At 70.7% G+C, this 25,456-nt stretch carries 26 protein-coding genes; 7 read left to right on the top strand and 19 right to left on the bottom strand.

Going from position 1 to position 25,456, the window contains the following annotated elements; all coding sequences use genetic code 11:
- Window positions 1-3: 3 nt before the first annotated feature.
- From AC6EUL_RS04720 to AC6EUL_RS04780, 13 genes are all read right to left on the bottom strand, one after another.
- Window positions 4-561 carry an RNA pyrophosphohydrolase gene (locus AC6EUL_RS04720; RefSeq protein ID WP_499869303.1) on the bottom strand — a complete coding sequence of 186 codons (558 nt, stop codon included), beginning with the start codon at window positions 559-561 and terminating at the stop codon, window positions 4-6.
- A gap of 92 nt (window positions 562-653) precedes the next feature.
- Window positions 654-1,868, bottom strand: coding sequence for a divergent polysaccharide deacetylase family protein (locus tag AC6EUL_RS04725; protein WP_499869305.1), 1,215 nt, complete (start codon window positions 1,866-1,868; stop codon window positions 654-656).
- A 132-nt stretch (window positions 1,869-2,000) separates the two neighbouring features.
- Window positions 2,001-3,323 carry a S41 family peptidase gene (locus AC6EUL_RS04730; RefSeq protein WP_056215148.1) on the bottom strand — a complete coding sequence of 441 codons (1,323 nt, stop codon included), beginning with the start codon at window positions 3,321-3,323 and terminating at the stop codon, window positions 2,001-2,003.
- On the bottom strand, window positions 3,323-4,645 hold the full coding sequence (locus AC6EUL_RS04735; protein WP_244476451.1) for a murein hydrolase activator EnvC family protein: 1,323 nt from the start codon (window positions 4,643-4,645) through the stop codon (window positions 3,323-3,325). Before AC6EUL_RS04735 ends, AC6EUL_RS04730 begins: the two co-directional genes overlap by 1 nt.
- Before the next feature lie 29 nt (window positions 4,646-4,674).
- Window positions 4,675-5,175, bottom strand: coding sequence for a 23S rRNA (pseudouridine(1915)-N(3))-methyltransferase RlmH (rlmH, locus tag AC6EUL_RS04740; RefSeq protein WP_056275575.1), 501 nt, complete (start codon window positions 5,173-5,175; stop codon window positions 4,675-4,677).
- A 16-nt stretch (window positions 5,176-5,191) separates the two neighbouring features.
- Window positions 5,192-5,635 carry a ribosome silencing factor gene (rsfS, locus tag AC6EUL_RS04745; RefSeq protein ID WP_082501367.1) on the bottom strand — a complete coding sequence of 148 codons (444 nt, stop codon included), beginning with the start codon at window positions 5,633-5,635 and terminating at the stop codon, window positions 5,192-5,194.
- Between the two features lie 63 nt (window positions 5,636-5,698).
- Entirely contained in the window at window positions 5,699-6,322 is a 624-nt protein-coding gene (locus AC6EUL_RS04750) for a nicotinate-nucleotide adenylyltransferase (RefSeq protein WP_499869139.1), read from the bottom strand.
- A gap of 30 nt (window positions 6,323-6,352) precedes the next feature.
- Window positions 6,353-7,651 carry a glutamate-5-semialdehyde dehydrogenase gene (locus tag AC6EUL_RS04755; RefSeq protein WP_499869141.1) on the bottom strand — a complete coding sequence of 433 codons (1,299 nt, stop codon included), beginning with the start codon at window positions 7,649-7,651 and terminating at the stop codon, window positions 6,353-6,355.
- A 108-nt stretch (window positions 7,652-7,759) separates the two neighbouring features.
- Window positions 7,760-8,896 carry a glutamate 5-kinase gene (gene proB, locus AC6EUL_RS04760; protein WP_499869143.1) on the bottom strand — a complete coding sequence of 379 codons (1,137 nt, stop codon included), beginning with the start codon at window positions 8,894-8,896 and terminating at the stop codon, window positions 7,760-7,762.
- A 76-nt stretch (window positions 8,897-8,972) separates the two neighbouring features.
- On the bottom strand, window positions 8,973-10,007 hold the full coding sequence (obgE, locus tag AC6EUL_RS04765) for a GTPase ObgE (RefSeq protein ID WP_056352666.1): 1,035 nt from the start codon (window positions 10,005-10,007) through the stop codon (window positions 8,973-8,975).
- 159 nt (window positions 10,008-10,166) lie between these two features.
- Window positions 10,167-10,433, bottom strand: coding sequence for a 50S ribosomal protein L27 (gene rpmA / locus AC6EUL_RS04770; protein ID WP_056179428.1), 267 nt, complete (start codon window positions 10,431-10,433; stop codon window positions 10,167-10,169).
- 39 nt (window positions 10,434-10,472) lie between these two features.
- The gene (rplU, locus tag AC6EUL_RS04775; protein WP_056215136.1) at window positions 10,473-10,787 is read right to left on the bottom strand and encodes a 50S ribosomal protein L21; all 315 of its coding nucleotides are present in this window, start codon (window positions 10,785-10,787) and stop codon (window positions 10,473-10,475) included.
- Window positions 10,788-11,010: 223 nt separating this feature from the next.
- Window positions 11,011-12,543, bottom strand: coding sequence for a helicase HerA-like domain-containing protein (locus AC6EUL_RS04780; RefSeq protein ID WP_056275570.1), 1,533 nt, complete (start codon window positions 12,541-12,543; stop codon window positions 11,011-11,013).
- 148 nt (window positions 12,544-12,691) lie between these two features.
- On the opposite strand from AC6EUL_RS04780, the gene AC6EUL_RS04785 reads away from it, so the two are divergent.
- Window positions 12,692-13,126: a DUF2267 domain-containing protein gene (locus AC6EUL_RS04785; protein ID WP_274534728.1), complete on the top strand. Its 435-nt coding sequence runs from the start codon at window positions 12,692-12,694 to the stop codon at window positions 13,124-13,126.
- A 215-nt stretch (window positions 13,127-13,341) separates the two neighbouring features.
- Window positions 13,342-14,388 carry a l-ornithine N(alpha)-acyltransferase gene (olsB, locus tag AC6EUL_RS04790; protein WP_499869146.1) on the top strand — a complete coding sequence of 349 codons (1,047 nt, stop codon included), beginning with the start codon at window positions 13,342-13,344 and terminating at the stop codon, window positions 14,386-14,388.
- A 12-nt stretch (window positions 14,389-14,400) separates the two neighbouring features.
- Here the strand turns inward: olsB and AC6EUL_RS04795 are convergent, their stop codons facing one another.
- The 4 genes from AC6EUL_RS04795 to AC6EUL_RS04810 all read right to left on the bottom strand — a co-directional run bounded on the left by AC6EUL_RS04795 (window position 14,401) and on the right by AC6EUL_RS04810 (window position 18,343).
- Window positions 14,401-15,492 carry an acyltransferase family protein gene (locus tag AC6EUL_RS04795; protein WP_499869148.1) on the bottom strand — a complete coding sequence of 364 codons (1,092 nt, stop codon included), beginning with the start codon at window positions 15,490-15,492 and terminating at the stop codon, window positions 14,401-14,403.
- Between the two features lie 84 nt (window positions 15,493-15,576).
- Complete coding sequence (locus AC6EUL_RS04800) at window positions 15,577-16,440, bottom strand: SDR family oxidoreductase (RefSeq protein WP_056215117.1); 864 nt, start codon at window positions 16,438-16,440, stop codon at window positions 15,577-15,579.
- Window positions 16,437-17,582 (bottom strand): tRNA epoxyqueuosine(34) reductase QueG, encoded by a 1,146-nt coding sequence (gene queG, locus AC6EUL_RS04805; protein WP_499869306.1) that lies wholly within the window; start codon window positions 17,580-17,582, stop codon window positions 16,437-16,439. The genes AC6EUL_RS04800 and queG overlap by 4 nt, the downstream gene beginning before the upstream one ends.
- A gap of 68 nt (window positions 17,583-17,650) precedes the next feature.
- Entirely contained in the window at window positions 17,651-18,343 is a 693-nt protein-coding gene (locus tag AC6EUL_RS04810) for a glutathione S-transferase family protein (RefSeq protein WP_056215114.1), read from the bottom strand.
- A gap of 255 nt (window positions 18,344-18,598) precedes the next feature.
- On the opposite strand from AC6EUL_RS04810, the gene AC6EUL_RS04815 reads away from it, so the two are divergent.
- The 5 genes from AC6EUL_RS04815 to AC6EUL_RS04835 all read left to right on the top strand — a co-directional run bounded on the left by AC6EUL_RS04815 (window position 18,599) and on the right by AC6EUL_RS04835 (window position 23,699).
- Window positions 18,599-19,402: an undecaprenyl-diphosphate phosphatase gene (locus AC6EUL_RS04815; RefSeq protein ID WP_056352881.1), complete on the top strand. Its 804-nt coding sequence runs from the start codon at window positions 18,599-18,601 to the stop codon at window positions 19,400-19,402.
- A 169-nt stretch (window positions 19,403-19,571) separates the two neighbouring features.
- The gene (locus AC6EUL_RS04820; RefSeq protein ID WP_499869150.1) at window positions 19,572-21,431 is read left to right on the top strand and encodes a methylmalonyl-CoA mutase family protein; all 1,860 of its coding nucleotides are present in this window, start codon (window positions 19,572-19,574) and stop codon (window positions 21,429-21,431) included.
- A gap of 66 nt (window positions 21,432-21,497) precedes the next feature.
- Complete coding sequence (locus AC6EUL_RS04825; RefSeq protein ID WP_056215104.1) at window positions 21,498-21,884, top strand: hypothetical protein; 387 nt, start codon at window positions 21,498-21,500, stop codon at window positions 21,882-21,884.
- A 173-nt stretch (window positions 21,885-22,057) separates the two neighbouring features.
- A complete protein-coding gene (locus AC6EUL_RS04830; protein ID WP_056275555.1) occupies window positions 22,058-22,489 on the top strand; it encodes a hypothetical protein in 432 nt (143 codons plus the stop codon).
- Window positions 22,490-22,643: 154 nt separating this feature from the next.
- Window positions 22,644-23,699, top strand: coding sequence for a sensor domain-containing diguanylate cyclase (locus AC6EUL_RS04835; protein WP_244479581.1), 1,056 nt, complete (start codon window positions 22,644-22,646; stop codon window positions 23,697-23,699).
- 14 nt (window positions 23,700-23,713) lie between these two features.
- On the opposite strand, the gene AC6EUL_RS04840 is transcribed toward AC6EUL_RS04835, so the two are convergent.
- On the bottom strand, window positions 23,714-24,406 hold the full coding sequence (locus AC6EUL_RS04840; protein WP_056215097.1) for a L,D-transpeptidase: 693 nt from the start codon (window positions 24,404-24,406) through the stop codon (window positions 23,714-23,716).
- Window positions 24,407-24,596: 190 nt separating this feature from the next.
- The gene (locus AC6EUL_RS04845) at window positions 24,597-25,442 is read right to left on the bottom strand and encodes a glycosyltransferase family 2 protein (RefSeq protein WP_082487559.1); all 846 of its coding nucleotides are present in this window, start codon (window positions 25,440-25,442) and stop codon (window positions 24,597-24,599) included.
- Window positions 25,443-25,456: the final 14 nt, after the last annotated feature.

Raw genomic sequence — 25,456 nt, forward strand, 5'->3', positions numbered from 1 at the left:
CCGTCACGCCGGGACGCGCCACGTCGTGAACCCGGAGAAAGCGTCGACCACGCCTTCGTAGACCGGCCGCTTGAAGGGCACGATCAGATCCGGCAACCCGGCGATCGGCTCCCAGCGCCAGGCATCGAACTCGGACGTGAAGGCACCGTTGCCCGGCGTTGCGACGTCGATCTCGTCGTCCGAACCGAGGAAGCCGAACGCGAACCACTTCTGCGTCTGGCCGCGGTAACGCCCCTTCCAGGCCTGCTTCAGCACCGTCGGCGGCAGGTCGTAGGAGAGCCATCCCGGGGTCTCGCCGAGGCGCACCACGGAGCCGGCCGAGACGTTGGTCTCCTCGTAGAGCTCCCGCAGGGCAGCGGCTTCCGGATCCTCCCCCTCGTCGATCCCGCCCTGGGGCATCTGCCAGGCCCGTCCGTCCGCCACGTGCTCCGGCCCGGCATCGGCCCGCCGCCGCCCGATGAAGACGAGACCGGCGCGCGAGATCAGCGTGATGCCGACGCAGGGACGGTAGGCAAGGTCGGCGCCGTCGGCGAACGGGGATGCGGTCATGGCGGCGACCATAGGCAGGCGGGGCATGTGCCGCAACGCACGAAACGGCGCCGCAGCGCAATTCCAAGCCGGGTCGCCCGGCCCGATCCATTACTCCGGATGTCTCAGGGCTTGGCGCTGGTGAGCCGGGTACTTGAGCCGCTCCCACGCAGGGCGACGCTGACGGGAACGAGGCGGATGCCGCGCGCCTCCGCCTCGGCGGCCCAGCGGGCGATTCGATCGATGCTCATCGGCAGGGCAGAGGCGGAGCCGAAGGCGAAACCCTTCTGACGCGCCTGCGCTTCGAGCCGGGCCAGTTCCCGGTCGATGGCCTCGGGTCGCGCCAGGGCGTCGAGGACGATCTCGGCCCGGGTGAAGGGCACCTTCCCCTTGGCGGCCAGCGCGGGGGCGATCGAGCGCGGGGAGGTGCCGTCGTCGACGAAGCCGAGGCCCCGGGCCCCGATCTCGCGCAGGACCGGCTCCAGGGCAGCCGGATCGCTGGTGAGCTTCGCACCCATGTAGTTGACGATGCCGACGAAGCCCGAGAACCGGCTCATCACCCAGCTCAGGCGATCGAGATTCTCCGGCGGGCGCGAGCTGGTGAGAAGCGTCTGGGGACCGGGATCGCTGTCGGGATAGTCGAAGGGCTCCATGGGCACTTGGAGCAGGGCCTCGTGTCCGGCTTCGCGGGCCCGGGCGACGGTCCGCTCGAGGTCGCTGCCATAGGGCGCGAAGCCCAGGCTGATCGCCGGGGGCAGGCGGGTGATAGCGCTGGCGGTCGCCGCCTGGCCGATCCCGAGGCCCGAGACCAGGATGGCGATGCGGGGCCCGGAACCACCGGGATCCGGCCGTGCGTAGACGTCGAGAGGGCGCAGGCGCCCCTCGCCGAGGCGGGGGATGTTGCCGTGGCGGCCGCGTTCGACGAGCCGCGGATCCGGAGCGGCGCTCAGCTTCACCGGGGTCGTGGACGGAACCTGGATGACCACCGCATCGGTGGGGGCGGCCGTGCCCGTCGGGCGAACGACGGTGACGCCGGAGGCGGTCTCGACGTCGCTGGCGCTGCTTGGACCGGATTTCGCGGCCTCGGGCTTCGATGCCTGTACGGCCGGCTCCGGTAAGACCGGTTCGCGGAGCGCGATGACCGCCACGGCGCTGGGCTCGCCGCCCTCGGGATCCCCGGCCACGACGAGGATGCTGGCGCCGAGCACGAAGCCCGCCACGAGGCCGCCGAGCACCATCGGGGCGGTCACCCGCACCTGCCGCAGCGCCCGCAGACGCTGGCCGGCGGTCGGCTTGCCGCCGAGCGGACGGGTCAGGATGTCGTCGGTGGCCACGCGCAGCCGCTTCCCCAGGCTCCCGGACCGGGGATCGCTGAGGGACTGGCCGAAACGGCCACGGCCCCCAGCGTCGGTCCTGAACCGACATTGGGGGCCGCCATGGTTAACGTTTCGCTAAGGCGCCGCGGATCGCGCTCAGTTCGGGACGGCGGCCTTAGGCGTGTTGGCCGCGCCCTTCTGGATCCCACGCAGGAAGTCGAAAGCGGCGATGAGCTGCTTGTCCTTGGCCGGGTCCGGCGGGACGTAGGCGGACGAACCGCCGCGCTCCTCGACGTCCTTCTGCTTCAGGTGCCCCTTCAGGCCGGCCTCGCCCTTCGTCTCGTCCTTGCCCTTCAGCTCGTCCGGCACCTCCTGCAGGATCTCCTGGTCCGGCTCGATGCCCTTGGCCTGGATGGAGCGGCCCGACGGCGTGTAGTAGCGGGCGGTGGTCAGACGCAGGGCGCCGCTGCCGCCCAGCGGAATGATCGACTGCACCGAGCCCTTGCCGAAAGAGCGCGTGCCGAGGACCGTGGCGCGCTTGTGATCCTGCAGGGCGCCGGCCACGATCTCGGAGGCCGAGGCCGAGCCGCCGTTCACCAGCACGACGATCGGCTTACCCTTGGTCAGGTCGCCGGCCTTGGCCGAGAAGCGCTGCGTCTCGTCCGGGTTGCGGCCGCGGGTGGACACGATCTCGCCCCGGTCGAGGAAGGCGTCCGACACCATCACGGCCTGGTCGAGGAGACCGCCCGGATTGTTGCGGAGATCCAGCACGTAACCCTTGAGCTTGTCGGCGCCGATGTCGGTGTTCAGCTTGTCGATCGCCGCACGCAGACCGTCGAAGGTCTGCTCGTTGAACTGGGTCAGGCGGATGTAGCCGACGTCGCCGCCCTCGGCGCGGGAGCGCACGGGCTTGATCTTGATCACGTCGCGGTTGAGCGTGACCTCGATCGGGTCCTTCGACTCCTTGCGGCTGATCTTCAACTTCACCGGCGAGTTCACCGGGCCGCGCATCTTGTCGACGGCCTGATTCAGGGTCAGACCCTGGACCTGATCCTCGTCGATCTGCGTGATGACGTCGTTGGTGAGGATGCCGGCCTTCGAGGCGGGCGTGTCGTCGATCGGGGTCACGACCTTGATCAGGCCGTCTTCCATCGTGACCTCGATGCCGAGGCCGCCGAACTCGCCGCGGGTCTGCACCTGCATGTCGCGGAAGCTCTTGGCATCCATGTAGCTCGAATGCGGATCGAGCGAGGTCAGCATGCCGTTGACGGCCGCCTCGATCAGCTTCGCCTCGTCGGGCTTCTCGACGTAGTCGGTGCGCACCTTCTCGAACACGTCGCCGAACAGGCTGAGCTGACGGTAGGTCTCCGCGGAGGCCGCGACCGCGCTCGTCCCCGAGAGCAGTCGGGTCTGGGTCGCCACCATGGAGGACCCGACGCCGAGGAACGCGCCGAGCAGAACGAGGGAAACCTTGCGCATTATCCGCGAACCTTCTCGCTGGGGCTTTTCGCCCACCAAGGCTCCGGATCGATGGAGCCGCCGTCTTTTCTGAACTCTACGTACAGGACCGGATCGCCGCGATCCGCGGCTGCCGCATCGGCGCCGGTACCGCCCTCCCCCATCGCCGCCACCGGCTCGCCCGCGAGCACGAACTGGCCGACTTCGACGTTGATCTGGTCCATCCCCGCCAACAAGAGATAGTAGCCATCGCCCGCGTTGATGATCAAGAGTCGCCCGTACGAGCGGAACTGCCCGGCGAAGGACACCCAGCCATCGGCCGGTGACGAAACCACGGCCTTCGGCCGTGTCGCGAGCGATATGCCGCGGGTGGTGCCGCCGTTGCCGTCGGGCTGGTTGAAGCTGCGCAGGAGCGCCCCGCTGACCGGACGCGGCAGGTCGCCACGGGTGTCGACGAAGCGCACCTTCGGCGAGAGCCGGGCAGGATCCCGGGCCCCGGCGGCAGCGAAGCGCTCCTGCGTCGCCCGGGCCTCGCGGGTCTCGGCGGCCTTGGCCTCCTCCGCGGCCCGGCGGGCGGAGGCGACCTCCCCCTCCATCCGGTCGAGGAGATCCTTGAGGCTGCGGGCCTGTACCGACAGCTCGGCCGTGCGGGTCCGCTCGGCCGCGAGGCCGCTCTCGACTTCGGCCTGACGGGTGCGGCGCGCGGCGATGAGGGCGTTCAGGCGCTGCTGCTCGCGGGCCCAGCCCGCGAGATCGTTGGTCAATCCTTCGCGATCGGCTGCGATGAGGCCCTTCAGCCTCACGAGTTCGGAGAGGTCGGCGGCAAGGGTCTCGGCCTCGCCGCGCAGTTCGGGCACCACGGCCCCGAGCAGCATCGAGGTACGGATCACGGCGAGCACGTCTTCCGGCCGCACCAGCACGGCGGGGGGCGGCCGCCGCCCCATCCGCTGCAGGGCCGCCAGGATTTCCGCGATCACGCCGCGGCGGGAATCCAGCGAGCGGCGCAAGGCCGCCTCGCTGGCACCGAGCGTCTTCAGGCGCTCCTCCAGCCGGCTCATCCGGACCTCGGTGGCCTGCGCCTGGCGCGCAGCGTCCAGAAGCGCGGTGTTGAGCTTGGCCCGGTCGCCGCCGATGCTGGCGATCTCCGCCTCGTACTTGGCGCGGGCCCCGGTGCTGGCGGTGAGGGCGTCCTCGATGCGCCTGAGGTTCTCGGCCCGACGGGTCTTCTCTTCGAGAGCCTTCTGAACCGCCTCCGGCGTCGCCGGTTCCTCGGCGCGGAGTGCGGCCGGCGCGGCGAGGAGCGGGGGCGCCAGGAGGACGAGCGCCAGCACGCCGCCCCTCATGCCGTCTCGCCTGCGTCGCGTGGCCGGGTTCATCGCTCGTCGAGGTTTCCGCGGTGGTACGGGTGGCCGGCAAGGATCGTCAGCGTGCGATACACCTGCTCCAGGGCGAGGACGCGCACAAGCCCGTGCGGCAAGGTGGCGGCTCCGAACGAGAGGCTGAGTTCGGCCCGGTCCCGCACGGTGGTGTCCAGGCCGTCGGCGCCCCCGATGGCGAGGACGAGGACGGAGCGGCCCGCATCGCGCCAGGCGCCGACGCGCGTCGCGATGGTCTCGCTCGTGAGATCGGCGCGGCCGCGCTCGTCATAGACCGCCAGCGCCGCGCCGGCGGCCGCATGGGCGAGGATCGCAGCTCCTTCCTCGACGGCGCGGTCCTGCGCGCGGCGAGCCCGGCTCTCGGGGATCTCGGCGATGTCGCAGGCGGCGAATCCGAGGCCGCGCCCGAGCTGTGCGGCCCGTTCGCGGTAGCGGGCGGCAAGGTCGCGCTCGGGTCCGGGCTTCAGGCGGCCGACTGCCGCCACGAGGAGGCGCACGAAACGGTGCCGGCGCTCACTCGGCGACGGCGGAAAGGGGACGATCGCTGGTCGGTCGATCGGCGCCCCACATCTTCTCGAGATTGTAGAAGCCGCGCACCTCCGGCCGGAAGATGTGCAGGATGATGTCGCCGGCATCGATGAGCACCCAGTCGCAGGCCGGGAGGCCCTCGACGCGGGCAGTACCGAGCCCCTTCGACTTCATCTCCTGCAGGACCCGGTCTGCGATGGCGCCGACATGGCGCTGGGAGCGGCCGGAGGTGATGATCATGGTGTCGGCCAGGGAGGTCCGGCCCATCAGATCGATCTCGATCGTCTCTTCGGCCTTCATGTCCTCGAGGCAATCGAGAGCCAGGCTCCGGAGATCGTCGATCTTCCGGTTGGTGGAGTCTTCGGAGCCGGGGGCTCCGGTATGGACCGCGTCGTTCAGCGTCTGGGTTCCTGCAATCGCCATCGTCATCCCGTGATCGTACCCTGTATGCGGATAAAGTGGAACGTGGCTCTTGCCTTTTCCATGACTGGCCTAGGCACCGTCCCCCGTCCTGGCCCGCAGCGCCGTCGACGAGAGGGTCGAGCGCGGCCCGTGCAGGAAGACCCAGGCCGGGGCCGGCCTGTCGGCCAGGGTGGGCGCCTCCGCTTCGGGAAGACGCCAGCGCGCCAGGGCCCGGGCGGCGCGGGCGGCCGGAGCCGTCAGCGTGAAGCCGGGCCGGTCGATGATCGCGATCGGCATCACGCGCGCGATCTCGAAAAATCCCTGCCAGCGATGAAATGTCGCGAGGCTGTCGGCGCCCATGATCCAGACGAAGCGCACCGATGGATTGCGGCGGGTGAGGAAGCGCAGGGTCTGGCGGGTGTAGCGCGCGCCGATCCGCGATTCGAAATCGGTGACGTCGATGCGTGGATGGTCGGCGACGCGGTCCGCCTCGGCGACCCGCCGGTCGATGGCCGCGAGTTCGCCCCTGTCCTTCAGCGGATTGCCCGGCGTCACCATCCACCAGAGGCGGTCGAGGCTCAGCCGCCGCAGGGCGACGAGACTGACATGCCGGTGCCCGAGATGGGCCGGGTTGAACGAGCCACCGTAGAGGCCGATGCGCAGGCCCGATGCGACGGGGGGCAGGCGCACCGGCCCCGATGCGTCAAGGCGCATCGGAACCCGGTCGGGTCAGGCGAGACCGCGTCAAGGACGCGTCTGCCCGTTCCCGTGGACGCGATACTTGAAGGTCGTCAGCTGCTCGACACCCACCGGCCCGCGCGCGTGCATCCGTCCGGTGGCGATGCCGATCTCTGCGCCGAAGCCGAACTCGCCGCCATCGGCGAACTGGGTCGAGGCGTTGTGGGTCACGATCGCCGAGTCGACTTCGGCGAGGAAGCGGGTCGCCTCGGTCATGTCGTCGGTGACGATCGCGTCGGTGTGGTGCGAGCCGTTGGTCTCGATGTGCTCGATCGCGGCGTCGAGGCCGCCGACAACCCGTACCGAGATGATGGCGTCAAGATACTCGGTGCGCCAGTCCGCCTCGCTGGCGGCGGTGACCCGGTCGTCGACCGCCTGGGTAGCGGCGTCACCGCGCACGGCACAGCCGGCATCCAGGAGGGCGGAGACGAGGGGGGCCAGGTGCGTGTCGGCACAGGCATGGTCGACGAGCAGGGTCTCGGCGGCCCCACAGATGCCGGTGCGGCGCATCTTGCTGTTGAGCAGGACGGTACGGGCCATGTCGAGGTCGGCGCCGGCCGCCACGTAGACGTGGCAGATGCCGTCGAGATGGGCGAAGACCGGAACCCGGGCCTCCGCCTGCACGCGTTCCACCAGGCCGCGCCCACCACGGGGCACGATGACATCGATGCCCCCGTCGAGGCCGGTGAGCATCGCTCCCACCGCGGCGCGGTCGCGGGTCGGCACGATCTGTATGGCGTCGGCCGGGAGGCCGGCGGCATCGAGCCCGGCGCGCATGACGCGGGCGATGGCCATGGCGGAACGGTGACTGTCCGAGCCCGCCCGCAGGATTGCGGCGTTGCCGGCCTTCAGGCAGAGCGCACCGGCATCAGCGGTGACGTTGGGCCGGCTCTCGAAGATGACGCCGATCACGCCAAGCGGGACGGCGATGCGCTCGATGAGCAGGCCGTTGGGCCGCTCGAAGGCCGCGATCTGACGTCCGACGGGATCGGGCAGCGCGCCAATCTTGGCCACAGCGTCCGCGATGCCGTTGAGACGGCCCGGATCGAGGGTGAGGCGGTCGATGAGCGCCTGGGTCTGGCCGGCAGCACGAGCCGCCTCAACGTCAAGGATGTTCTCGGCCAGGATGACGTCGCGCTCGGCGCGCAGGCGCTCGGAGATCAGGCGCAGGGCCGTGTCCTTGGTCTGAGCTGGGGCGAGGGCGATCTGGCGGGCGGCGGCGCGGGCGCGCCGGCCAATGGCGTTCATCTCCTCAGAGAGATCGCCGGGGGGCGCAAAATCGGTTCGCAGGTTCAGAACGGGCACGGCCTTCATCCTCGCGACCGTCGCGGAAAGGGGCGCGGCCGCCATGTGTTCCCGCCCGTCATGCCATGCCGGATACCGTCTCAACAAGCATCGCCGCTGACAGAGCTGCTATTCCCACACCATAGCGAGGTCGTCGCGGTGGACCATCTCGGCTCGACCCGGATGGGTGAGGAGGTCCGCGATCTCCCGGCTCGGCCGGCCGATGATGCGCAGGGCCTGATCGCTGTCATAGGCCACGAGCCCGCGCCCGAGGATGCGCCCGGCCTCGTCGCGGATCACCACCGCGTCGCCGCGGCCGAAGCCGCCCTGGACTTTCGTCACGCCCACGGGCAGCAGGCTCGCGCCGCCCTGGAGGGCCCGCGCCGCGCCGGCGTCGACCGTGAGGATGCCACGCGGCTCCAGGGAGCCGGCGATCCAGCTTTTGCGGGCGGTGACGGGGTTCGAGCCGGACAGGAACCAACTGCAGCGCCCGCCCCGGAGGATGGTGCGCAGGGGATTCTTCTCTCGCCCGTCGGCGATGATCATGTGGGTGCCGCCGCTCGCGGCGATCTTGGCCGCCTCGACCTTGGTGCGCATCCCGCCGCGGGAGAGTTCCGAGGCCGGCCCACCCGCCATGGCCTCGATATCGGGGGTGATCCGCTCGATCAGGGGCAGGTGGCGCGCTGCCGGATCGGTGTGCGGGGGCGCGGTGTAGAGGCCGTCGATGTCCGAGAACAGCACCAGCACGTCGGCCCCGATCATCGTGGCGACGCGGGCGGCGAGGCGGTCGTTGTCGCCGTAGCGGATCTCGCTGGTGGCCACCGTGTCGTTCTCGTTCACGACCGGCACCGCCCGCACCTCGAGGAGCTTCAGCACCGTGGCGCGGGCATTCAGGTAGCGCCGGCGCTCCTCGGTGTCCTGCGGCGTCACCAGGATCTGGCCGGCGGCGATGCCATGATGGCCCAGAGCTTCGGACCAGTGCCGCGCCAGGGCGATCTGTCCGACGGCCGCCGCCGCCTGGCTCTCCTCCAGGCGCAGAGTCCCGGGCGGGTAGCCCAGCACCGTGCGTCCCAGGGCGATGGCCCCGGAGGAGACGACCAACACGTCGGCGCCGCTGGCATGAAGGTCGGCGATGTCCTCGGCGAGTGCACTCAACCAGGCATGGCGCAGGCGCCCGCGCGTCCGGTCGACCAGGAGGGCCGAACCGACCTTGATGACGATGCGACGGAAATCTTGGAGATTGGGGGGCTGAACGGCGGAGGTCATCGGAAGCGTCGGCGAGAGGACGATGGAGCGCTTGTGACGACCGGTTGCCCGCCGCACAAGACCGGGTTGCCCCTCCTCAGGGTTGCCACGCCTCCGCCGGCCGCGCCTCGGCCTCGGCGAGCTTGGCGGCGTCCATCTCCCGAGCGAGCGCCCGTAGGGCATCCTGCACGCCGAGGCCGGTGGCCGAGGACAGAACGAGGGGCTTCTTCTTCGAGGCGCGCTTCAGGCGGGCGACCTGCTCCTTGAGCACGTCCGGATCGACGACGTCGGCCTTCGAGAGCGCCACGATCTCGGGCTTCTCGTCGAGGCCGTGGCCGTATGCTTCGAGCTCGCGCCGGACGAGCTTGTAGGTCTGGCCCGCATGTTCATTGGTGGCTTCGACGAGGTGCAGCAGCACCCGGCAGCGCTCGACATGGGCCAGGAACTTGTCGCCGAGGCCGACGCCGTCATGGGCGCCCTCGATCAGGCCTGGGATGTCGGCGAGAACGAACTCACGCTCGTCGGAGCGCACCACGCCGAGGCCCGGGTGCAGCGTCGTGAAGGGGTAGTCGGCAATCTTGGGCTTGGCCGCCGTCACGGTGGCGAGAAAGGTCGACTTGCCGGCGTTCGGCAGCCCGACGAGACCCGCATCCGCGATGAGTTTTAGGCGCAGCCAGACCCATTGCTCGTGGCCTTCCAGGCCCGGGTTGGCATGCTTCGGGGCGCGGTTGGTCGAGGTGGTGAAGTAGGCGTTGCCGAAGCCGCCGTTGCCGCCCTTGGCGAGACGCACACGCTGGCCGACATGGGTCATGTCGGCGATCAGGGTCTCGCCGTCCTCGGCCAGGATCTCGGTGCCGGCCGGCACCTTCAGAACCACGTCGGCACCGTTGGCCCCATGGCGGTTCGAGCCCATGCCGTGCTCGCCCTTCTTGGCCTTGAAGTGCTGCTGATAGCGGTAGTCGATCAGGGTGTTGAGGCCGTCGACGCACTCGACCCAGACGTCGCCGCCGCGCCCGCCGTCGCCGCCGTTCGGGCCGCCGAACTCGATGAACTTCTCGCGCCGGAACGCGACGCAGCCGGCGCCGCCGTCACCGGAGCGGACATAGACCTTGGCTTCGTCGAGGAATTTCACGGGCGGACTCGGATCGGTTTGGGGCTCGGCACGGACGCGGCGCCGAAACGTCGACGGGCGACACGTTGGACGAAACGACAACGGGGAAGACGGTTTCCCATCTTCCCCGGGATCATCTGGTGGTCGGGCCCGCCTGGCGGAAGGCCCTGGCTCGGCGCCTTACTCGGCGGCTTCCTGCATCGGCACGACGGTGACGAAAGCGCGACCGCGCTTCGTCTCGAACAGCACCCGGCCTGCGGCCTTGGCGAACAGGGTGTGGTCCGTGCCGATGCCGACATTGGTGCCGGGATGCCACTTGGTGCCGCGCTGGCGCACGATGATGTTGCCCGGAATGACGGCTTCCGAACCGAACTTCTTCACGCCGAGGCGCTGGCCGGCCGAGTCGCGGCCGTTGCGGGACGAGCCGCCTGCTTTTTTATGAGCCATGGGGAATTACTCCGAATTCTTGGATCTCAGGTCGGATCGTCAGGCGCTGATGCCGGTGATGCGGACCACCGTGTGATGCTGGCGGTGGCCCCGCTTGCGGCGGGAGTTCTGGCGGCGGCGCTTCTTGAAGGCGATGACCTTCGCGTCGCGGCCGTGGCTGACGATCTCGCCGGTGACGCTGATGCCCGAGAGCAGCGGCGCGCCGACCTGAGTGGCGCCTTCGCCGTTCGTGAACAGGAGCACGTCACCAAAGGTGACGGCCGAACCGGCCTCACCCGCGAGGGTGGCGATCGTGATGGTGTCGTTGGCGGCGACGCGATACTGCTTGCCGCCCGTCTTGATGACTGCGAACATCGTTCTCTCTTCGTGTTCTCTGCCGGTCTCCCGCTCGCCGCGAAGCGAGCCTGGACCGTCTTCTTGTTCAGGTCATCCGCGACACCGGATCGGGGCTTGATGCCTGGGCCGAGCGCGAACGCGAAACGCGCGGACTTCGTCGAGGAAGCCGCGCGAGAGGCGGTGGATAGGCGGGGACGGGGTGATTTGTCAATGCGGGCGCGAAGCCTCGGCGCCCGACAAGCTACCGCTTCGTCAAGCCGCCCAGGACGTTCCGCAGGATCGCGTTGCCCACCTCGGTCCCGACCTTGCGGGCCATCGAGCGGGCGGCGTTGCCGAGCACCTGCTCGGCGAGGCCGGGGGCCGGCCGGCGGCCGCCCTTACCGGCGGGCTTGCCGCCAAGGACGCCCCCGAGCCAGCCGCCGAGCATTCCGCCCAGGCTCCCCTCGGCGGCCTGGGCCCCGTCCGCTCCGCCGCCGAGGCCCTTGCGGGCGGCCAGCATCTCGTAGGCGCTCTCGTTATCGACCGCTTGGTCGTACTTGCCGCGCACCGGGCTCTTCGCCAGGAGCTCGGCGCGCTCGGCCGGGGTGATGGGACCGACGCGGCCCTGGGGCGGGGCGATCAGGGCGCGCTCGACGACCGAAGGCGTGCCTTTCGCTTCCAGGAACGAGACGAGGGCCTCGCCGACGCCGAGCTCGGTGATGGCCTTGGCGACGTCGAAACCGGGATTCTGGCGGAAGGTCTCGGCCGCGGCCTTCACGGCGCGCTGGTCGCGGGGCGTGAAGGCGCGCAGGGCGTGCTGCACCCGGTTGCCGAGCTGGCCGAGGACCGATTCCGGTACGTCCAGGGGATTCTGCGTCACGAAGTAGACGCCGACGCCCTTCGAGCGGATCAGGCGCACCACCTGCTCCACCGCGTCGAGGAGGGCCTTCGGGGCGTCGTCGAACAGGAGGTGCGCCTCGTCGAAGAAGAACACCAGCTTCGGCTTGTCGAGGTCGCCGACCTCGGGCAGCTGCTCGAACAGCTCGGAGAGCATCCAGAGCAGGAACGAGGCGTAGAGCCGGGGCCGTTGCATCAGCTTGTCGGCGGCCAGGATGTTGACGATGCCCCGGCCCTCGCGGTCCACCCGCATGAAGTCGTTGAGGTCGAGGGCCGGCTCTCCGAAGAAGCGGTCCGCTCCCTGGTTCTCGAGCATCAGGAGCTGGCGCTGGATGGCGCCCACGGAGGCCGCCGAGACGTTGCCGTACTGGCCCGAGACCGCCTTCAGGTTCTCGGTGAGGTAGAGAAGCAGGGCCCGCAGATCCTTGAGGTCGAGGACCGGCCACTTGTTGTCGTCGGCGACCCGGAAGGCGATGTTGAGGACGCCCTCCTGGGTGTCGTTGAGCTCCAGCAGGCGCGCGAGCAGCAACGGCCCCATTTCGATGACGGTGCAGCGGATCGGATGGCCCTGATCTCCGAACAGGTCCCAGAACACCGTCGGGAACCGGTCGGGCTCGTAGGGGATCCCCAGTTCCGCGGCGCGCCCGACGAAGACCGGCTTGGATTCCCCGGCTGCCGCGAGGCCCGAGAGATCCCCCTTGATGTCGGCGGCGAAGACGGGGACGCCGGCGTTGGAGAACCCTTCCGCCATGACCTGCAGGGTCACGGTCTTGCCGGTGCCGGTGGCCCCCGCCACAAGGCCGTGGCGATTGGCGAGCCGGAGGGTTAGGCCCTCGGGCTTCAGGCTGCCGTCCTTCAGCGGCGCTTTGCCGACCAGGATCGTGCCATCGTCCTGCATGACCGTCCGTTCCTCTTCGCCGGCCTGGGCGCGGCGGCATCGACCGTGAGGGTTATGGGCCGCGACCGCGGCATTTTCCAGCGCTTCGCGGGCCGGCCTTGATTTCGGGGCGACGAGGCCGGAAGGACAACATCCCGACCGAGCAGCAATCCCGGCCGCGCGGAACACCCGGCCACCCAGGAGCCCGTTTGAGATGGAAGAGTTGATCGCCCGCGTGACGAACCGGACCGGCCTCGACGCCGCCACGGCCCAGACCGCCATCGGCCATATCCTGGCCTTCCTCCAGAAGGAGGGGCCCGCCACCGAGGTGAGCCAGCTGCTCAGCGCCCTGCCGGGATCCGAGACCACGATCGCCGAGGCCAATGCCGGCGAAGGCGGCGGCGGCCTGATGGGCATGCTGGGCGGCATGATGGGCGGCGGCGGCGTCATGGCGCTGGGCCAGAAGCTGATGTCGGCCGGTGTGCCGATGGGCCAGATGCAGCCCCTCGGCCAGGAACTGTTCGCCTACGGCCGCGAGAAGGCCGGAGAGGACGTGATGGGACCGATCGTCGGCTCGATCCCGGGTTTGAACCAGTTCGTCTGAGTCCATTCGTGTGCGATCGGTGGGCCCGGTCCTTCGGCGACTACCCATCGGGCGGTCGCCGTGCTGCCGGGTCCTTCCCGTTGCAAACCTCTCTGGCTAAACGGCAATCCGTGTCATAAAAGCGTGTGGGCTTCGTGATGTTGTGACGTCCCGAAGGCACGAGGCCAGGGGCTCCCGCGGAGCCGCCTCGGTGTCCCGACAGGGCGGATTGGACGATGGTCCCGAACTTCGCGCGCGATGCCTCCATGGCGTGGCTCAATGGCTGGGAGGCGCATGTGCACGCCCCCTTCGCCCGGCTGAAGCAGCGCACCGCCGAGGCGGGACGCGGCGGCCTGCCGGCCTTCCATCCCCGCGGTCTGCTGCTCCCGCCCGGGGCGGCGGCGATCCGGTTCAAGCCCCGCCTGAAGAAGCCCCTGGCCGCGCCAGGCCTCGCCCCGACCCTCGGCCGGATCGGCACCCTGGAGGTCCGCCTCGCCACCACCGTCGCGGAGATCCGGCGGGCCCAGCGCCTGCGCTACCGGGTGTTCTACGAGGAGATGTCGGCGGTCCCGAGCGGCTTCGCGATGCTGTCGCGCCGGGACATCGACGATTACGACGCGGTCTGCGACCACCTCCTCGTCATCGATCACGCGGCCGTGAACACCACGCCCTTCGCCACCAAGCCCTTCCGCCGGGCCCGGCCGAAGGTGGTCGGCACCTATCGGCTCCTGCGCCAGGAAGCGGCCGACAGCCACTTCGGCTTCTACACCGCGGGCGAGTACGACATCGCCCCGATGATGGCGGCCAATCCGGGGGCGCGCTTCCTCGAACTCGGGCGCTCCTGCGTGCTGAAGCCCTACCGGACGAAGCGGACGGTGGAACTGCTCTGGGCCGGGATCTGGGCCTATGTCCAGCACCACCGCATCGACGCCATGCTGGGCTGCGCCAGCCTGGAGGGAACCGACCCCGACCGCCTCGCCCTCCCCCTGAGCTTCCTGCACCACCATGCCCGCGCCGCGGAGGGCTGGTGCGCCCGCGCCCTGCCCGAGCGCTACGTCCCCATGGACCGCCTCGCACGTGAGGCCGTGGATCCCAAGGCGGCGCTGCAGGCGCTGCCGCCGCTGATCAAGGGCTACCTGCGCGTCGGCGCCACCTTCGGCGACGGGGCCGTGGTGGACCATCAGTTCGGCACCACGGACGTCTTCGTGGTGCTGCCCGTCTCGGCCATCGCGGAGCGCTACCGCGACCATTTCGGACCGGCGGCGAACCGCAGGGCCGCCTGACGGCCCATCGGCTCAGGGTCCCGCCGTCCCGGTGGCGGCAAGCCCCGGACGGCCCTCGACGGCGGGGGCCGTCCGGCTTCCGAGGGCACGCAGGAGCGGCCGCTCGAGGGCGTGATAGGCCACGAAGCCGACAGCGACGCCGAGGACCAGCGCCAGGGCGATGAGGAGGTCGGGCGCCAGGCTGTCGCGCGCCACCGCAGCCCGCAGGAGTTCGAACGTGATCGTGTGGGTGAGATAGATCGAGTAGGACGCGTTCCCGAGGCCCTCCAGCGCCGTTCCGACCCGCATGCCGGCGCGCTCCATGAGCAGCAGGCCGCCGACCACGCCGGCGCTCGGAACGCCGAAGACCAGCACCCGGTAGGCGGCCCCCGGCAGGGCGACGGTGCATTCCAGCTCCGAGGCGTGACCGAAGCCGAAGACCAGATTCAGGGCAAAGCCGATCAGACCGAAGGCCAGAAGATAGCCCGCATCCGTGCGCCCGACGGTGCCGCGCCGGTAGAGCCACGCGAGGCCGATGCCGAAGCCGAATTCGAGGATGATCGGATTGAGGAGGAACAGGGTGAGGTGCTCGGGCCGCGCGAGGGCGAAGAGTCCCGCGAACAGGGCGAGCGCCACGGAGAACCGGCCCCTCGGCGTCCAGAAGAGCCACGCGCGGGCGAGATAGACGCAGAGATAGAACAGCATCTCGAAACAGAGCGTCCAGCCGACGGCGAGGTACGGCATCTCGAAGCCGCGCTCACTGAACGGGATGAACAGCACCGTCGCGGGAATTCGGTGCGGGTCGGGCAGCCCGGACAGGAGCGTCAGGCCGACGACGAGGCCGCTCAGGAGCCAGTAATACGGCACGACGCGCAGGACGCGACGCAGGGCGAAGCGATGCGCGGAGGGCAGATCGACGATGCGCTGCGCCGTGAGGGTGATGATGACGCCGCTGATGACGAAGAAGACGTCGACGCCGACGGCTCCGAAATCCTCGAGGTGGCCGAGGCGGCCCTGAACGGGCTGCCCGGAACTCAGGGTCTTGGCGAGGTCGAAGGCGTGGGCGTAGACGACCAGGCACGCCGCGATTCCCCGTAACGCCTGAAGGGAATGGAGGATTTTCACGGCGTGGTCCCTCGGTGAGGCGGGCCGAACCGTCGCGATGGCCGGTGCGACCGGACCCGGGCGCCCACGGGGCGGGCCGGGCCGCTACGCCGTTCGCGCATCCGCCACGAGGGCGGCCAGGCCCTCGCGGTAGGTCGGATAGGCGAGGTCGACGCCGAGTTCGTCCCGGATACGGTGGTTCCGGACCCGCTTGTTCTCGCCGTAGAAGCTGCGCGCCATGGGGCTGAGGTCGGCGGTCTCGAAATCGACCTCCGGCGGCAGCGGCAGGCCGGCGAGCTTGGCGGCGTACTCGGTGACGACCTGGGGCGGCGTCGGCTCGTCGTCGGTGACGTTGTAGACCGCGCCGGCCCGGGGCTTGTCGATCGAGGCCAGGAGCGTCGTGGCGATGTCGTCCACGTGGATGCGGTTAAAGACTTGGCCCGGCTTGATAATCCGCTGCGACTTGCCTTCGCGCAGCTTCACGATCGGGTTGCGGCCCGGGCCGTAGATGCCCGACAGGCGGAACACCTGGACGGGTTTGCCGGTCTCGCGGCCCAGCGCCAGCCAGGCCTCCTCGACGGCGAGGCGCCCCTGCGAGCGCCCGCTCACCGGACTGGGAGCGGTGTCCTCGTCGATCCAGGCGCCCTGGTGGTCGCCGTAGACGCCGATGGTCGAGAGATAGCCGATCCAGCCGATGCGGCTCTTCGCGATGGCGTCGCGGTATACGCCGAGGGTCGTGTCGAGGTCGCGGACCGGAGGGGCCGAGACGAGGAGCACGTCCGTGTCGGCGAGGTCGGCCGCGATGCGGGGGTCGTCGGAACCCGGTCCGAAGGCCCGCATCGCGGCGATGTCGCCGGGTCCGGTCCGCGCCGGATCGGTGACCGTGGCGCGGACCGCGTCGAAGCGGTCGCGGGCGCGCTCCACGAAGCGCCGGGCGGTGAAGCCGAGACCGAAGACGAAGAGGTTCATGCAGCAACGGGTCCTGTCGTCTCGGGGCCGTCGGAATCGAGGGCCAGGCGCCACTCGGCCCGGACGGCATCGTCGGTTTCGCCGACACCCCGGGCGTTGAAAAGGTCCCGCAACCGTCCCGGAGGGACGAGGCGCCCGAGGGCCCACACCGCCATGCCGCGCACGAGGGGCGACGGATCGGACAGGTTCGCCTCGGCCGCCGCGGCGAGACCGGGCTCGCCGGAGTTGCCGATGGCGATGAGGACGTTGCGCAGGAAGCGGTCCCGGCCCGTGCGCTTCACGGGCGTGCCGGCGAAGCGGACCCGGAAGGCCGATTCGTCCAGGCCGGCGAGCTCGGCCAGGGGCGGCGCCGCGAGATCGGCGCGGGCGGCCATGCGGCCCTCGGCGGCCACCGCGGCGAACTTGTTCCAGGGGCAGACGGCGAGGCAGTCGTCGCAGCCGAAGACCCGGTTGCCGATGGCGGTGCGGAACGCCGTCGGAATCGGCCCGGCATGCTCGATCGTGAGGTAGGCGATGCAGCGGCGCGCATCGAGCTGGTAGGGCGCCGGGAAGGCGTTGGTCGGGCAGATGTCGAGGCAGCGGCGGCAGGAGCCGCAATGGTCGGCCTCCGGCGCGTCCGGCTCCAGCTCGGCCGAGGTGTAGATCGCCCCCAGCAGCAGCCAGTTGCCGAGGTCGCGCGAGACCAGCACCGTGTGCTTGCCCTGCCAGCCGAGGCCGGCGGCGGCGGCGAGCGGCTTCTCCATCACGGGGGCGGTGTCGACGAAGACCTTCACCCGGACGTCGCCCTTGGCCGAGAGGTAGCCGCCGAGCTCCTTCAGCTTGCCCTTGACCACCTCGTGGTAGTCGCGCCGCTGGGCATAGGCCGCGATGGCGCCCCGGTCGCGCCGGGCCAGGAGGGCCAGGGGATCGTGCTCCGGGCCGTAATTCATGCCGAGCATGACCACGCTGCGGACGCCGGGCCAGAGGGTGGCGGGGTCGGCGCGCTGGTCGGCCCGCTCGACCATCCACTCCATGCTGCCGTGGTGGTCGGCGGCGAGCCAGGCGGGGAGCCTTGCCTTCAGTTCGGGCACGGCGTCGGGCCGGGTGACGCGGACGGCCTCGAAGCCGAGGAGGCGGGCGCGCGCCTCGACGGCGCGACGCAGGTCGGCGCCCGCGAGGACGGTTCGGGGCGCCCTGGTGGCGGCCCGGGCCTGCGGCGTCCGCTTTGGGTTCAAAAATCCAGGTTCGCGTAGTGGTCCGCCGGCGCCATGCCCGGCACCCGGTCGGCCAGCAGGGTGCGGAAGCACGGGCGGGATTTCACCCGCGCGTACCAGTCCCTCGCCGTCTCGTCCTCGTCCCATGGCACGTCGCCGAGATAATCCACGCAGGACAGGTGGGCCGCCGCGGCGAGATCGGCATAGGTCAGATGGTCGCCCGCCAGCCATTTCCGGCGGGACATGAGGTAGCCGATATACTTCATGTGGTAGCGCACGTTGGTGCGCGCGGCGCGAATGGCGTTCATGTCCGGCGGGCCGCCGCCGTTGGCGCTGTTCATGAAGCGCTTCGAGATCTTCTCGGTGACGAGGTACTCGGTCACCTCGGCGTTGAACTTCACCAGGAACCAGTCGAGCAGGCGGCGGACCTCGACCCGGGCCGCCGGGGTCTCGGGCAGGAGGCGCCGGCCGCTGAGGCCGAGCCCGCGAGTCTCGTCGAGATACTCGGCGATGATTCCGGCTCCCGGCACGGCGAGCCCGGTCTGCTCCACCAGCACCGGCGTCGTCCCGGCCGGGTTGATCAGCAGGAAGGCTTCGCGCCGGTCCCAGGCACGCTCCTCCATCAGCGTCGGCTCCATGCCCATCTCGGACAGGACGAGGCGGATGAAGCGGGAATGCGGGCAGAAGGGAGAGTGGTAAAGCGTCGCCATCGAGGCCGTTTCGAACGGGGAGGGTGTGCCGGGGGACGGGCCGCGTCGGTGCCCCGCGGGGATGGTCGGCGGCGATAACACTTATGGCCCGATGATTGCCGCCTCATTAACATGCCTGGCGCGAACGCGATAACCATCCGTCAACCTTGACGGATCAGCCTCGATCCGCGAAGGCCGCGCGAGGTGGATCCACACCCCCCGCTCCGGACCGGCCCGGTCCCCCGAAACACCCCCAACCGTCGAGGCGCTGAGATGATGGATGCGATGGGCATCGCGAAGGCGGTCGTGCTTGCCGTGGTGGAGGGGGCGACCGAGTTCATCCCGGTCTCGTCCACCGGGCACCAGCTCCTCGTCGGCCACTTCATCGGCTTCGAATCGCCCAACAACACCTTCGAGGTGCTGATCCAGCTCGGCGCGATCCTGGCGATCCTGGCCGTCTATTTCCGCCGGCTCCTCGGCATCACCCTGGCGCTGCCCAACGACCCCAAGGCCCGTCGATTCGTCCTCGGAATCCTGGTGGCCTTCCTGCCGGCGGCGATCATCGGCGGGCTCTTCTCGAAGTACATCAAGTACTACCTCTTCAATCCCTGGATCGTCTGCGCGACCCTGGTCGCCGGCGGCATCGTCCTCCTCGTCCTCGACGAGACCGACCTGGAGGTGAAGAAGCACGATGTCTTCGACTTCACCCTGCCGATGGACTTCCGGATCGGCCTGTTCCAGTGCCTCGCGATGATCCCCGGCGTGTCGCGCTCGGGCGCCACCATCGTGGGCGCGATGCTGATGGGGGCCGACAAGCGCTCGGCCACCGAGTTCTCGTTCTACCTCGCGATCCCCACCATGGCGGGGGCCTTCGCCAAGGACCTGCTCGACAACTACAAGAACCTGTCGCGGGACGACACCGGCCTGATCGTGATCGGCTTCATCGTCGCCTTCATCTCGGCCTTCATCGTGGTCCGAACGGTGCTCGACTACGTCGCCTCCCACGGGTTCCGGCTGTTCGCCTGGTGGCGCATCATCGTCGGCTCGCTGGGCTTCGCCGGCCTCATCATCTTCGGCTGACGCGCGTCGCCCGGTCCCCGGATCGATCCGGATAAAAAATACAGAACGGGGAGGCGATTGCGTCCGCGCGCCGCCCCGTGCAAGGGCTGTCCGGATAAGGATGTCCGGCCACGCTTGGCTGGCGCCAAGCCGCTTGGCCGGAGCCAAGCATCTGCGGAGGCCAGCCCCGATGGAAGACCGTCCCCTCGCCGACCTGTTTCCGCCCGCGACCCGCGCGCGCTGGCTCGGCCTCGTCGACGGTGTTCTGAAGGGCGGCGACTTCGAGAAGCGCCTCGTCGCGAAGACCGCCGACGGCATCCGCATCGAACCCCTCTACGACGCCGCCGCGCCGGTGGCGCAGCCGGTGCGGGCCCCCGGCCCGTGGCGCGTGGCCCAGCGGGTCGACCACCCGGACGGCGCCCAGGCGAGCGCCCTCGCCCTGGCCGATCTCGAGGGCGGCGCCGACGCCCTCACCCTGGTCTTCGCCGGCGCCCCCTCCGCGCGGGGCTACGGCCTCACCGCCACCACCGCCGCCGACCTCGACGCAGCCCTCGGCAACGTGATGCTGCCGCTGATCGCCACCCGGCTCGATGCGGGCGCGCGCGGGATCGAGGCCGCCTTCCTGATCCGGGACGTGGTCGCGGCCCGCGGCGAGACCCTGAAGGGCCTCGACCTCGACCTCGGCCTCGACCCCATCGGCACCCTGGCGGCCGGCGGGTCCCTGGCGGAGGATTACGGCGCCGAGATCGCCCGCACCCTGGCGGCCTTCGACGCGGAGGGCTTCTCGGGACGCGCCTGCCTCGCCGATGGCCGGCCCTACCACGAGGCCGGCGCCAGCGAGGCGACCGAGCTCGCGGCCGTGCTGGCCACCGCGGTGGCCTACCTGCGCGCCCTCGAAGCCAACGGGCACCCGCTGGAGCGCGCCCGGGAGGCCGTGGCGGTGCTGCTCACGGCCGATGCCGACGAGTTCCTGACCATCGCCAAGTTCCGGGCCATGCGCCGGCTCTGGGCCCGGGTGGAAGCGGCCTGCGGCCTCGACCCCCGGCCCCTGCGCCTCCATGCCGAGACCGCCTGGCGGATGATGACCCGGCGCGACCCCTTCGTGAACATCCTGCGCACCTCCATGGCCGCCTGCTCGGCCGGCCTCGGCGGCGCCGACGCGATCACCGCCCTGCCCTACACGGCGGCCCTCGGCTTGAGCGACGCCTTCGCCCGACGGGTGGTGCGCAACAGCCAGATCGTCCTCATCGAGGAATCGAACCTCGCCCGCGTGGCCGACCCGGCCGCCGGCGCCGGCAGCTTCGAGACCCTCACGGGCGAGCTGACCACGGCTGCCTGGGCCGCCTTCCAGGCCATCGAACGCGAGGGCGGCCTCGTCGCGAGCCTGCGGGCCGGTGCGATCCAGGGACGGATCGCCGCGATCCAGGCGACGCGGGCCCGGAACGTCGCCACCCGCCGCGAGGCCCTGACCGGCGCCAGCGAATTCCCCTACCTCGCCGAGAAGCCCGTCACGGTGCTGGACGTCGCCCCCGTGGCGGCGCCGCCCGCCGCCGGCTTCGGCAGCGGATCGGCCCTGACCGCCCCGCCCCTGCCGTCCCTGCGCCTCGCCGAACCCTACGAGGCCCTGCGCGACGCCTCCGACGCGGCGCTGGCCGCGAGCGGTCGACGCCCCGCGGTGTTCCTGGCCAATCTCGGACCCGTGGCGGTCTTCAACGCCCGCTCGACCTTCGCCGCCAACGCCTTCGCGGCCGGTGGCATCGAGGCGGTGAACCAGGAGGGCTTTACCGATCCGGCGGCCCTGGCCGAGGCCTTCCGGGCCTCGGGCGCCCGCATCGCCTGCCTATGCTCGTCCGACGCGCTCTACGCCACCCACGCGGTGGAAGCCGCCCGGGCCCTCAAGGCGGCCGGGGCCAGCACCCTGTACCTGGCCGGCAAGGCGGGCGACCTCGCAGCCCCCCTCGAGGCGGCCGGCGTCGACGGCGAACTCCATGCCGGCGGCGACGTTCTGGCGCTGCTGACGGGAGCGCTGGCGCACGCGACGAACGCGTAAGCGCGCAACCCTGGGGCGGTCGCGCTCGTTCTCGGCCCAGTCGAGTCGAAACACGAACGGATTCCCATGCGACGCGCAGCCCTCGCGGTGACCACCCTTGCCCTCCTGACCGCCTCCGCCGGGGTCGCGGATGCCGCCAAGAAGAAGGTCCAGGTGCCCAACCGCTACGACGGCACCTGGAGCATCGAGGTGGTCACCCTCGACGGTCCCTGCGACCGGGCCTACCGCTACGGCGTCCAGATCCGGCGCGGCGAGGCGAGCTATGCCGGCGGCGAGTTCAACATCAACGGGCGCGTCTCGCAGACCGGCGCCGTGCGGGCGGTGATCTCCCGCGGCAGCGACGCCGCCGACGTGGTCGGCCGGCTGGGCCGCTCGGGCACCGGCAACGGCACCTGGAACACCACGGGGCTGATCGCCTGCAGCGGACGCTGGAACGCCGAGCGTCGCGGCTGAGGCCGCGCGTCGCGGCTGAGGCCGCGCCCAGGATGGCCCTGTGATGGGCGCGCCACAACCGCGCGCCGATCGTCGTCGGACCGCCCGGTGCCGGACTTCTGCCCTTCTCCGGACCAAATCGCTGGTGAATACTCGCGTCGGATCGAGATCGATTTCGCACGGGGCTTCCGACGATGAAGGCTTTGCTGTTCGGCGCTTTGGTGACGACCTTGGGATGGGGCGCCGCGGCGGAGGCGGCAGGGCGCAATCCGGCGCAACCGCACGGGGTCATGTCCCCCCTCGAGCGGGCGGCGACGGAGTGCTTCGCCGAGACCGTGCTGTCCAACCCCGCCGCGACCCGGCACGCCCGCGCGGGCCGCTGGTACGAGGCCGCCGGCGTCACCGGCTTCCTGTGCCGCCCGGAGGTCGACGCGATGATCCAGGCGCATGATCGCCTCTACGGCCGCGGCACCGGCGCCCGCTACTTCCAGACCGCCTACACCCGCCATCTCGGCCAGCAGCTCGCCGAGCGCCTGCAGCCGATGCTGGAGCGCAAGTCGATGGCGAGCGCCGAGCCGCCGGTCGACAAGGTCGAGGCCCAGGACGGGGACAAGCCGGCCGAATAGGTCGACTCCGCCCGAAACTTCTCCCGCCGATGGCCTCCGTTAACCGGCCTCCCCTTAGCGTGATGACGAGAGGACATCTCGAAGCCGGGACGGCATTGCTGACGATCCGTACCTGCTCCGGGCTGAAGACCTTGGCGCGAACGGGGCACGCCGCGTGAGTTCTGACGACGATCCCATCGACCCGCTGCCGACGCCGCACCGCCCGCGCCTGGCGTCCGCCGCTCTCCGGCTGGCCACCCGGGCGGTCGACGCCGCTGCCGCCCAGCGCTGGCGGGACACCGCGACGATCCTGACCCTCCGGGGCGAACTCGCCGCCCAGGCGGCCTTGATCCAGCGCCAGGCCGACGCCCTCGCGGACATGACGCGCATCTTCGAGGCGGCCTCGGCCGAAGCGCGGATCGGCCTCTGGCAATGCGACCTCCCGGACGAGTCCCTGCGCTGGAGCGAGGGGGTCTACGACCTCTTCGAATTCCCGCGCGGATCCCCGGTGAGCCGGCCGGAGACCCTCGCCTGCTACACCGAGGAGGCGCGACGCCACCTCGTGGCCGTTCGAGCGGAGGCGATCGGCCGGCGCTCCCCCTTCACCCTCGATGCCGAGATCGTCGCCGGCCGCGGCAGCCGCCGCTGGATCCGCATCACCGGGTCGGTGGAGACCCGCGCGGGCGTTCCCGTGCGCCTGTTCGGGTTCAAGCAGGACATCACCGAGCAGAAGCTGAGCGCCGACCGCACGCGCTACCGGGCGGAATTCGACCGCATGACGGGCCTGGCGAACCGGTCGGTCTTCGACGAGCGCCTGGCGCAGCTGTCGGAGAGCGGGGCCCTGTTCCTGGTCGACCTCGACGGCTTCAAGGCGATCAACGACACCTACGGGCACGCCGTGGGCGATGTCTGCCTGCAGGAGGCCGCGCGGCGCCTGCGGGCGGCCTGCCAGGAAACGGACCTCGTCGCCCGCATCGGCGGCGACGAGTTCGCCGTCCTCGTGGAGCGGGAGGCCGACGGGCCGTTCTGCGAGGCGATCGGCCGGCGGATCGTCGCGGCCATGCGCGACCCCTACCACCATCGCGGCGTCTGCCTGCGGTTCGGCGCCTCCGTGGGCATCGCCCGGGCCGCCGCCTCGGCGCCGGCGGATCTCTTCACCCGCGCGGACGCGGCCCTCTACGCGGCCAAGGCCGCCGGCCGCGGCACCCTGCGCATGGCCCTGCCGCGCTGAGGACGCGTCCGCCCTCAGGCGGGCAGGACGACCACCTTCGTCTTCACCGGCGTGCGGGCGTAGAGGTGGATCATGTCCTGGCTCAGCAGGCCGACGCAGCCGCTGGTGATGCCCGAGCCGATCGTGTCGGGCTCGCTCGAGGCGTAGATCGTGTAGAGCGTGTAGGCGCCGTTCTGGTAGAGGTGCAGGGTGCGGGCGCCGAGGGGGTTGTCGAGGCCGCCCGGCATGCCGCGGGCGTACTTGGCCGCCTCGGGCTGGCGCCGGATCATCTCCGCGGGCGGGGTCCAGGTGGCCCATTCGGACTTGCGCCCGACATAGGCGTCGCCGCTCCAGCGGAACCCGTCGCGACCGACATTGGCGCCGTAGCGCGTCGCGGTCCCGTCGCCCTCGACGCGGTAGACGTAGTAGTTGGCCGGATCGACGATGATCGTGCCGGCGGCCTCCTGGGTCGGGTACGGCACCGTGCGGCGGAAGTATTTCGGATCGACCCTGCTGATGTCGGTGGCCGGGATGGGGAACCTCTCCTCCGGCATCGGGCCGTAGATCTTGGCCGCCTCGGCGCGCAGGACGCCGTCCGAAGAGACGCAGCCGGCGAGCCCGAGGGCGCCGAGGCCGGCCCCCGTACCGACCAGGAAGGACCGGCGGCTCAGGCGGCCCATTCGCCCGTCCGTCGTGCCGGACTCAACGTTCCTCGTGTCCCTCGTCATCGCAGGCGTCCCGTCTTCCCGTCGCGCGACGGGCCGACAGATCGCCCGGGTCCGCGCGGCCCCTATGGCCAAGCTGACAGTGCCGGTCCCCGGTCCGGCTGGCAAGCCGGGCGCCGGGGGCGGACGTCAATCGCGAGCAGGAACCGACCGATTGCGTCGCGGATGTGGCCGGGCGGGCTCCGGCGGCGCCTCAGCCGGGGGCGTCCGGGGCGGAGCGCTTGGCCCGGCGCAGGAACGGCAGCCCCGTGGAGGGCTGGCCGCGGGTCGCCTCGTGCATCTTCGCGATCCGGATGAAGCGGCCATAGGCGAGGACGCTGGCCATCACGAAACCGTCGAGGCCGGCGAGGAAGAAGCGCCGCAGGATGTAGAACTTCAGGAAGTTGAGGGGGTACTCGAACACCAGCCGCAGGCCGGTCTCGAAGCGCGAGCCGATCGGCTGCGTGTCGGCGGCGAGCTGCCCGACATAGTTCGACTTGGCGATGGCGTGGTTCCAGTCGCGAAAGGTGTGGTGCCAGACCACGGACCGGATCGTCACCGGCTTCGCGTCCGTGGTGATCGCGAGCTTGTCCCAGTTCGGGTTGTCGGTGGTGCGGGCCACCCGCCGGTCGTACAGGTAGATGTTCTCGGTGCAGAAGGCCCAGGGCGAAGGGCGCGCGTGGTGCGGCAGCACCATCGCCTTGCGGACGATCATCAGGGACGGAATGTCGCCCCCCTGGAAGATCCCCCGGATCTCCCGCACGATCTCCGGCGTCAGGATCTCGTCGGCATCGACGCTGAAGACGTGGTCGTGCCGGCAGAGGTCCTCGCCGAAGCGCCGCTGCGGCCCGAACCCCTTCCAGGGGTTCACCACCACCCGCGCCCCGAGGGCCTCGGCGATGGACACGGTGGCGTCCGTCGAACCCGCGTCGATGACGAGGATCTCGCACCGGAGCGGCAGCACCGAGCGGAGGCAGGCCGCGATGCGGTCGGCCTCGTTCAGCGTCCGGATCAGGACGGTGAGCGGGATGGGGGCGTTCGGGTCCCGGTGCGGATCCACGGTCGGGCGGCCCG

Source organism: Methylobacterium sp. 001424705, assembly GCF_059816145.1.

Bases quoted from the DNA above. Each gene is read 5' to 3' on its own strand.
- AC6EUL_RS04720 (WP_499869303.1), bottom strand. From the start codon at position 561: ATGGTCGCCGCCATGACCGCATCCCCGTTCGCCGACGGCGCCGACCTT.
- AC6EUL_RS04730 (WP_056215148.1), bottom strand. From the start codon at position 3,323: ATGCGCAAGGTTTCCCTCGTTCTGCTCGGCGCGTTCCTCGGCGTCGGG.
- AC6EUL_RS04735 (WP_244476451.1), bottom strand. From the start codon at position 4,645: ATGAGGGGCGGCGTGCTGGCGCTCGTCCTCCTGGCGCCCCCGCTCCTC.
- rsfS (WP_082501367.1), bottom strand. From the start codon at position 5,635: ATGACGATGGCGATTGCAGGAACCCAGACGCTGAACGACGCGGTCCAT.
- AC6EUL_RS04750 (WP_499869139.1), bottom strand. From the start codon at position 6,322: ATGCGCCTTGACGCATCGGGGCCGGTGCGCCTGCCCCCCGTCGCATCG.
- proB (WP_499869143.1), bottom strand. From the start codon at position 8,896: ATGACCTCCGCCGTTCAGCCCCCCAATCTCCAAGATTTCCGTCGCATC.
- rpmA (WP_056179428.1), bottom strand. From the start codon at position 10,433: ATGGCTCATAAAAAAGCAGGCGGCTCGTCCCGCAACGGCCGCGACTCG.
- rplU (WP_056215136.1), bottom strand. From the start codon at position 10,787: ATGTTCGCAGTCATCAAGACGGGCGGCAAGCAGTATCGCGTCGCCGCC.
- AC6EUL_RS04780 (WP_056275570.1), bottom strand. From the start codon at position 12,543: ATGCAGGACGATGGCACGATCCTGGTCGGCAAAGCGCCGCTGAAGGAC.
- olsB (WP_499869146.1), top strand. From the start codon at position 13,342: ATGGTCCCGAACTTCGCGCGCGATGCCTCCATGGCGTGGCTCAATGGC.
- AC6EUL_RS04800 (WP_056215117.1), bottom strand. From the start codon at position 16,440: ATGAACCTCTTCGTCTTCGGTCTCGGCTTCACCGCCCGGCGCTTCGTG.
- AC6EUL_RS04810 (WP_056215114.1), bottom strand. From the start codon at position 18,343: ATGGCGACGCTTTACCACTCTCCCTTCTGCCCGCATTCCCGCTTCATC.
- AC6EUL_RS04815 (WP_056352881.1), top strand. From the start codon at position 18,599: ATGGATGCGATGGGCATCGCGAAGGCGGTCGTGCTTGCCGTGGTGGAG.
- AC6EUL_RS04820 (WP_499869150.1), top strand. From the start codon at position 19,572: ATGGAAGACCGTCCCCTCGCCGACCTGTTTCCGCCCGCGACCCGCGCG.
- AC6EUL_RS04825 (WP_056215104.1), top strand. From the start codon at position 21,498: ATGCGACGCGCAGCCCTCGCGGTGACCACCCTTGCCCTCCTGACCGCC.
- AC6EUL_RS04830 (WP_056275555.1), top strand. From the start codon at position 22,058: ATGAAGGCTTTGCTGTTCGGCGCTTTGGTGACGACCTTGGGATGGGGC.
- AC6EUL_RS04840 (WP_056215097.1), bottom strand. From the start codon at position 24,406: ATGACGAGGGACACGAGGAACGTTGAGTCCGGCACGACGGACGGGCGA.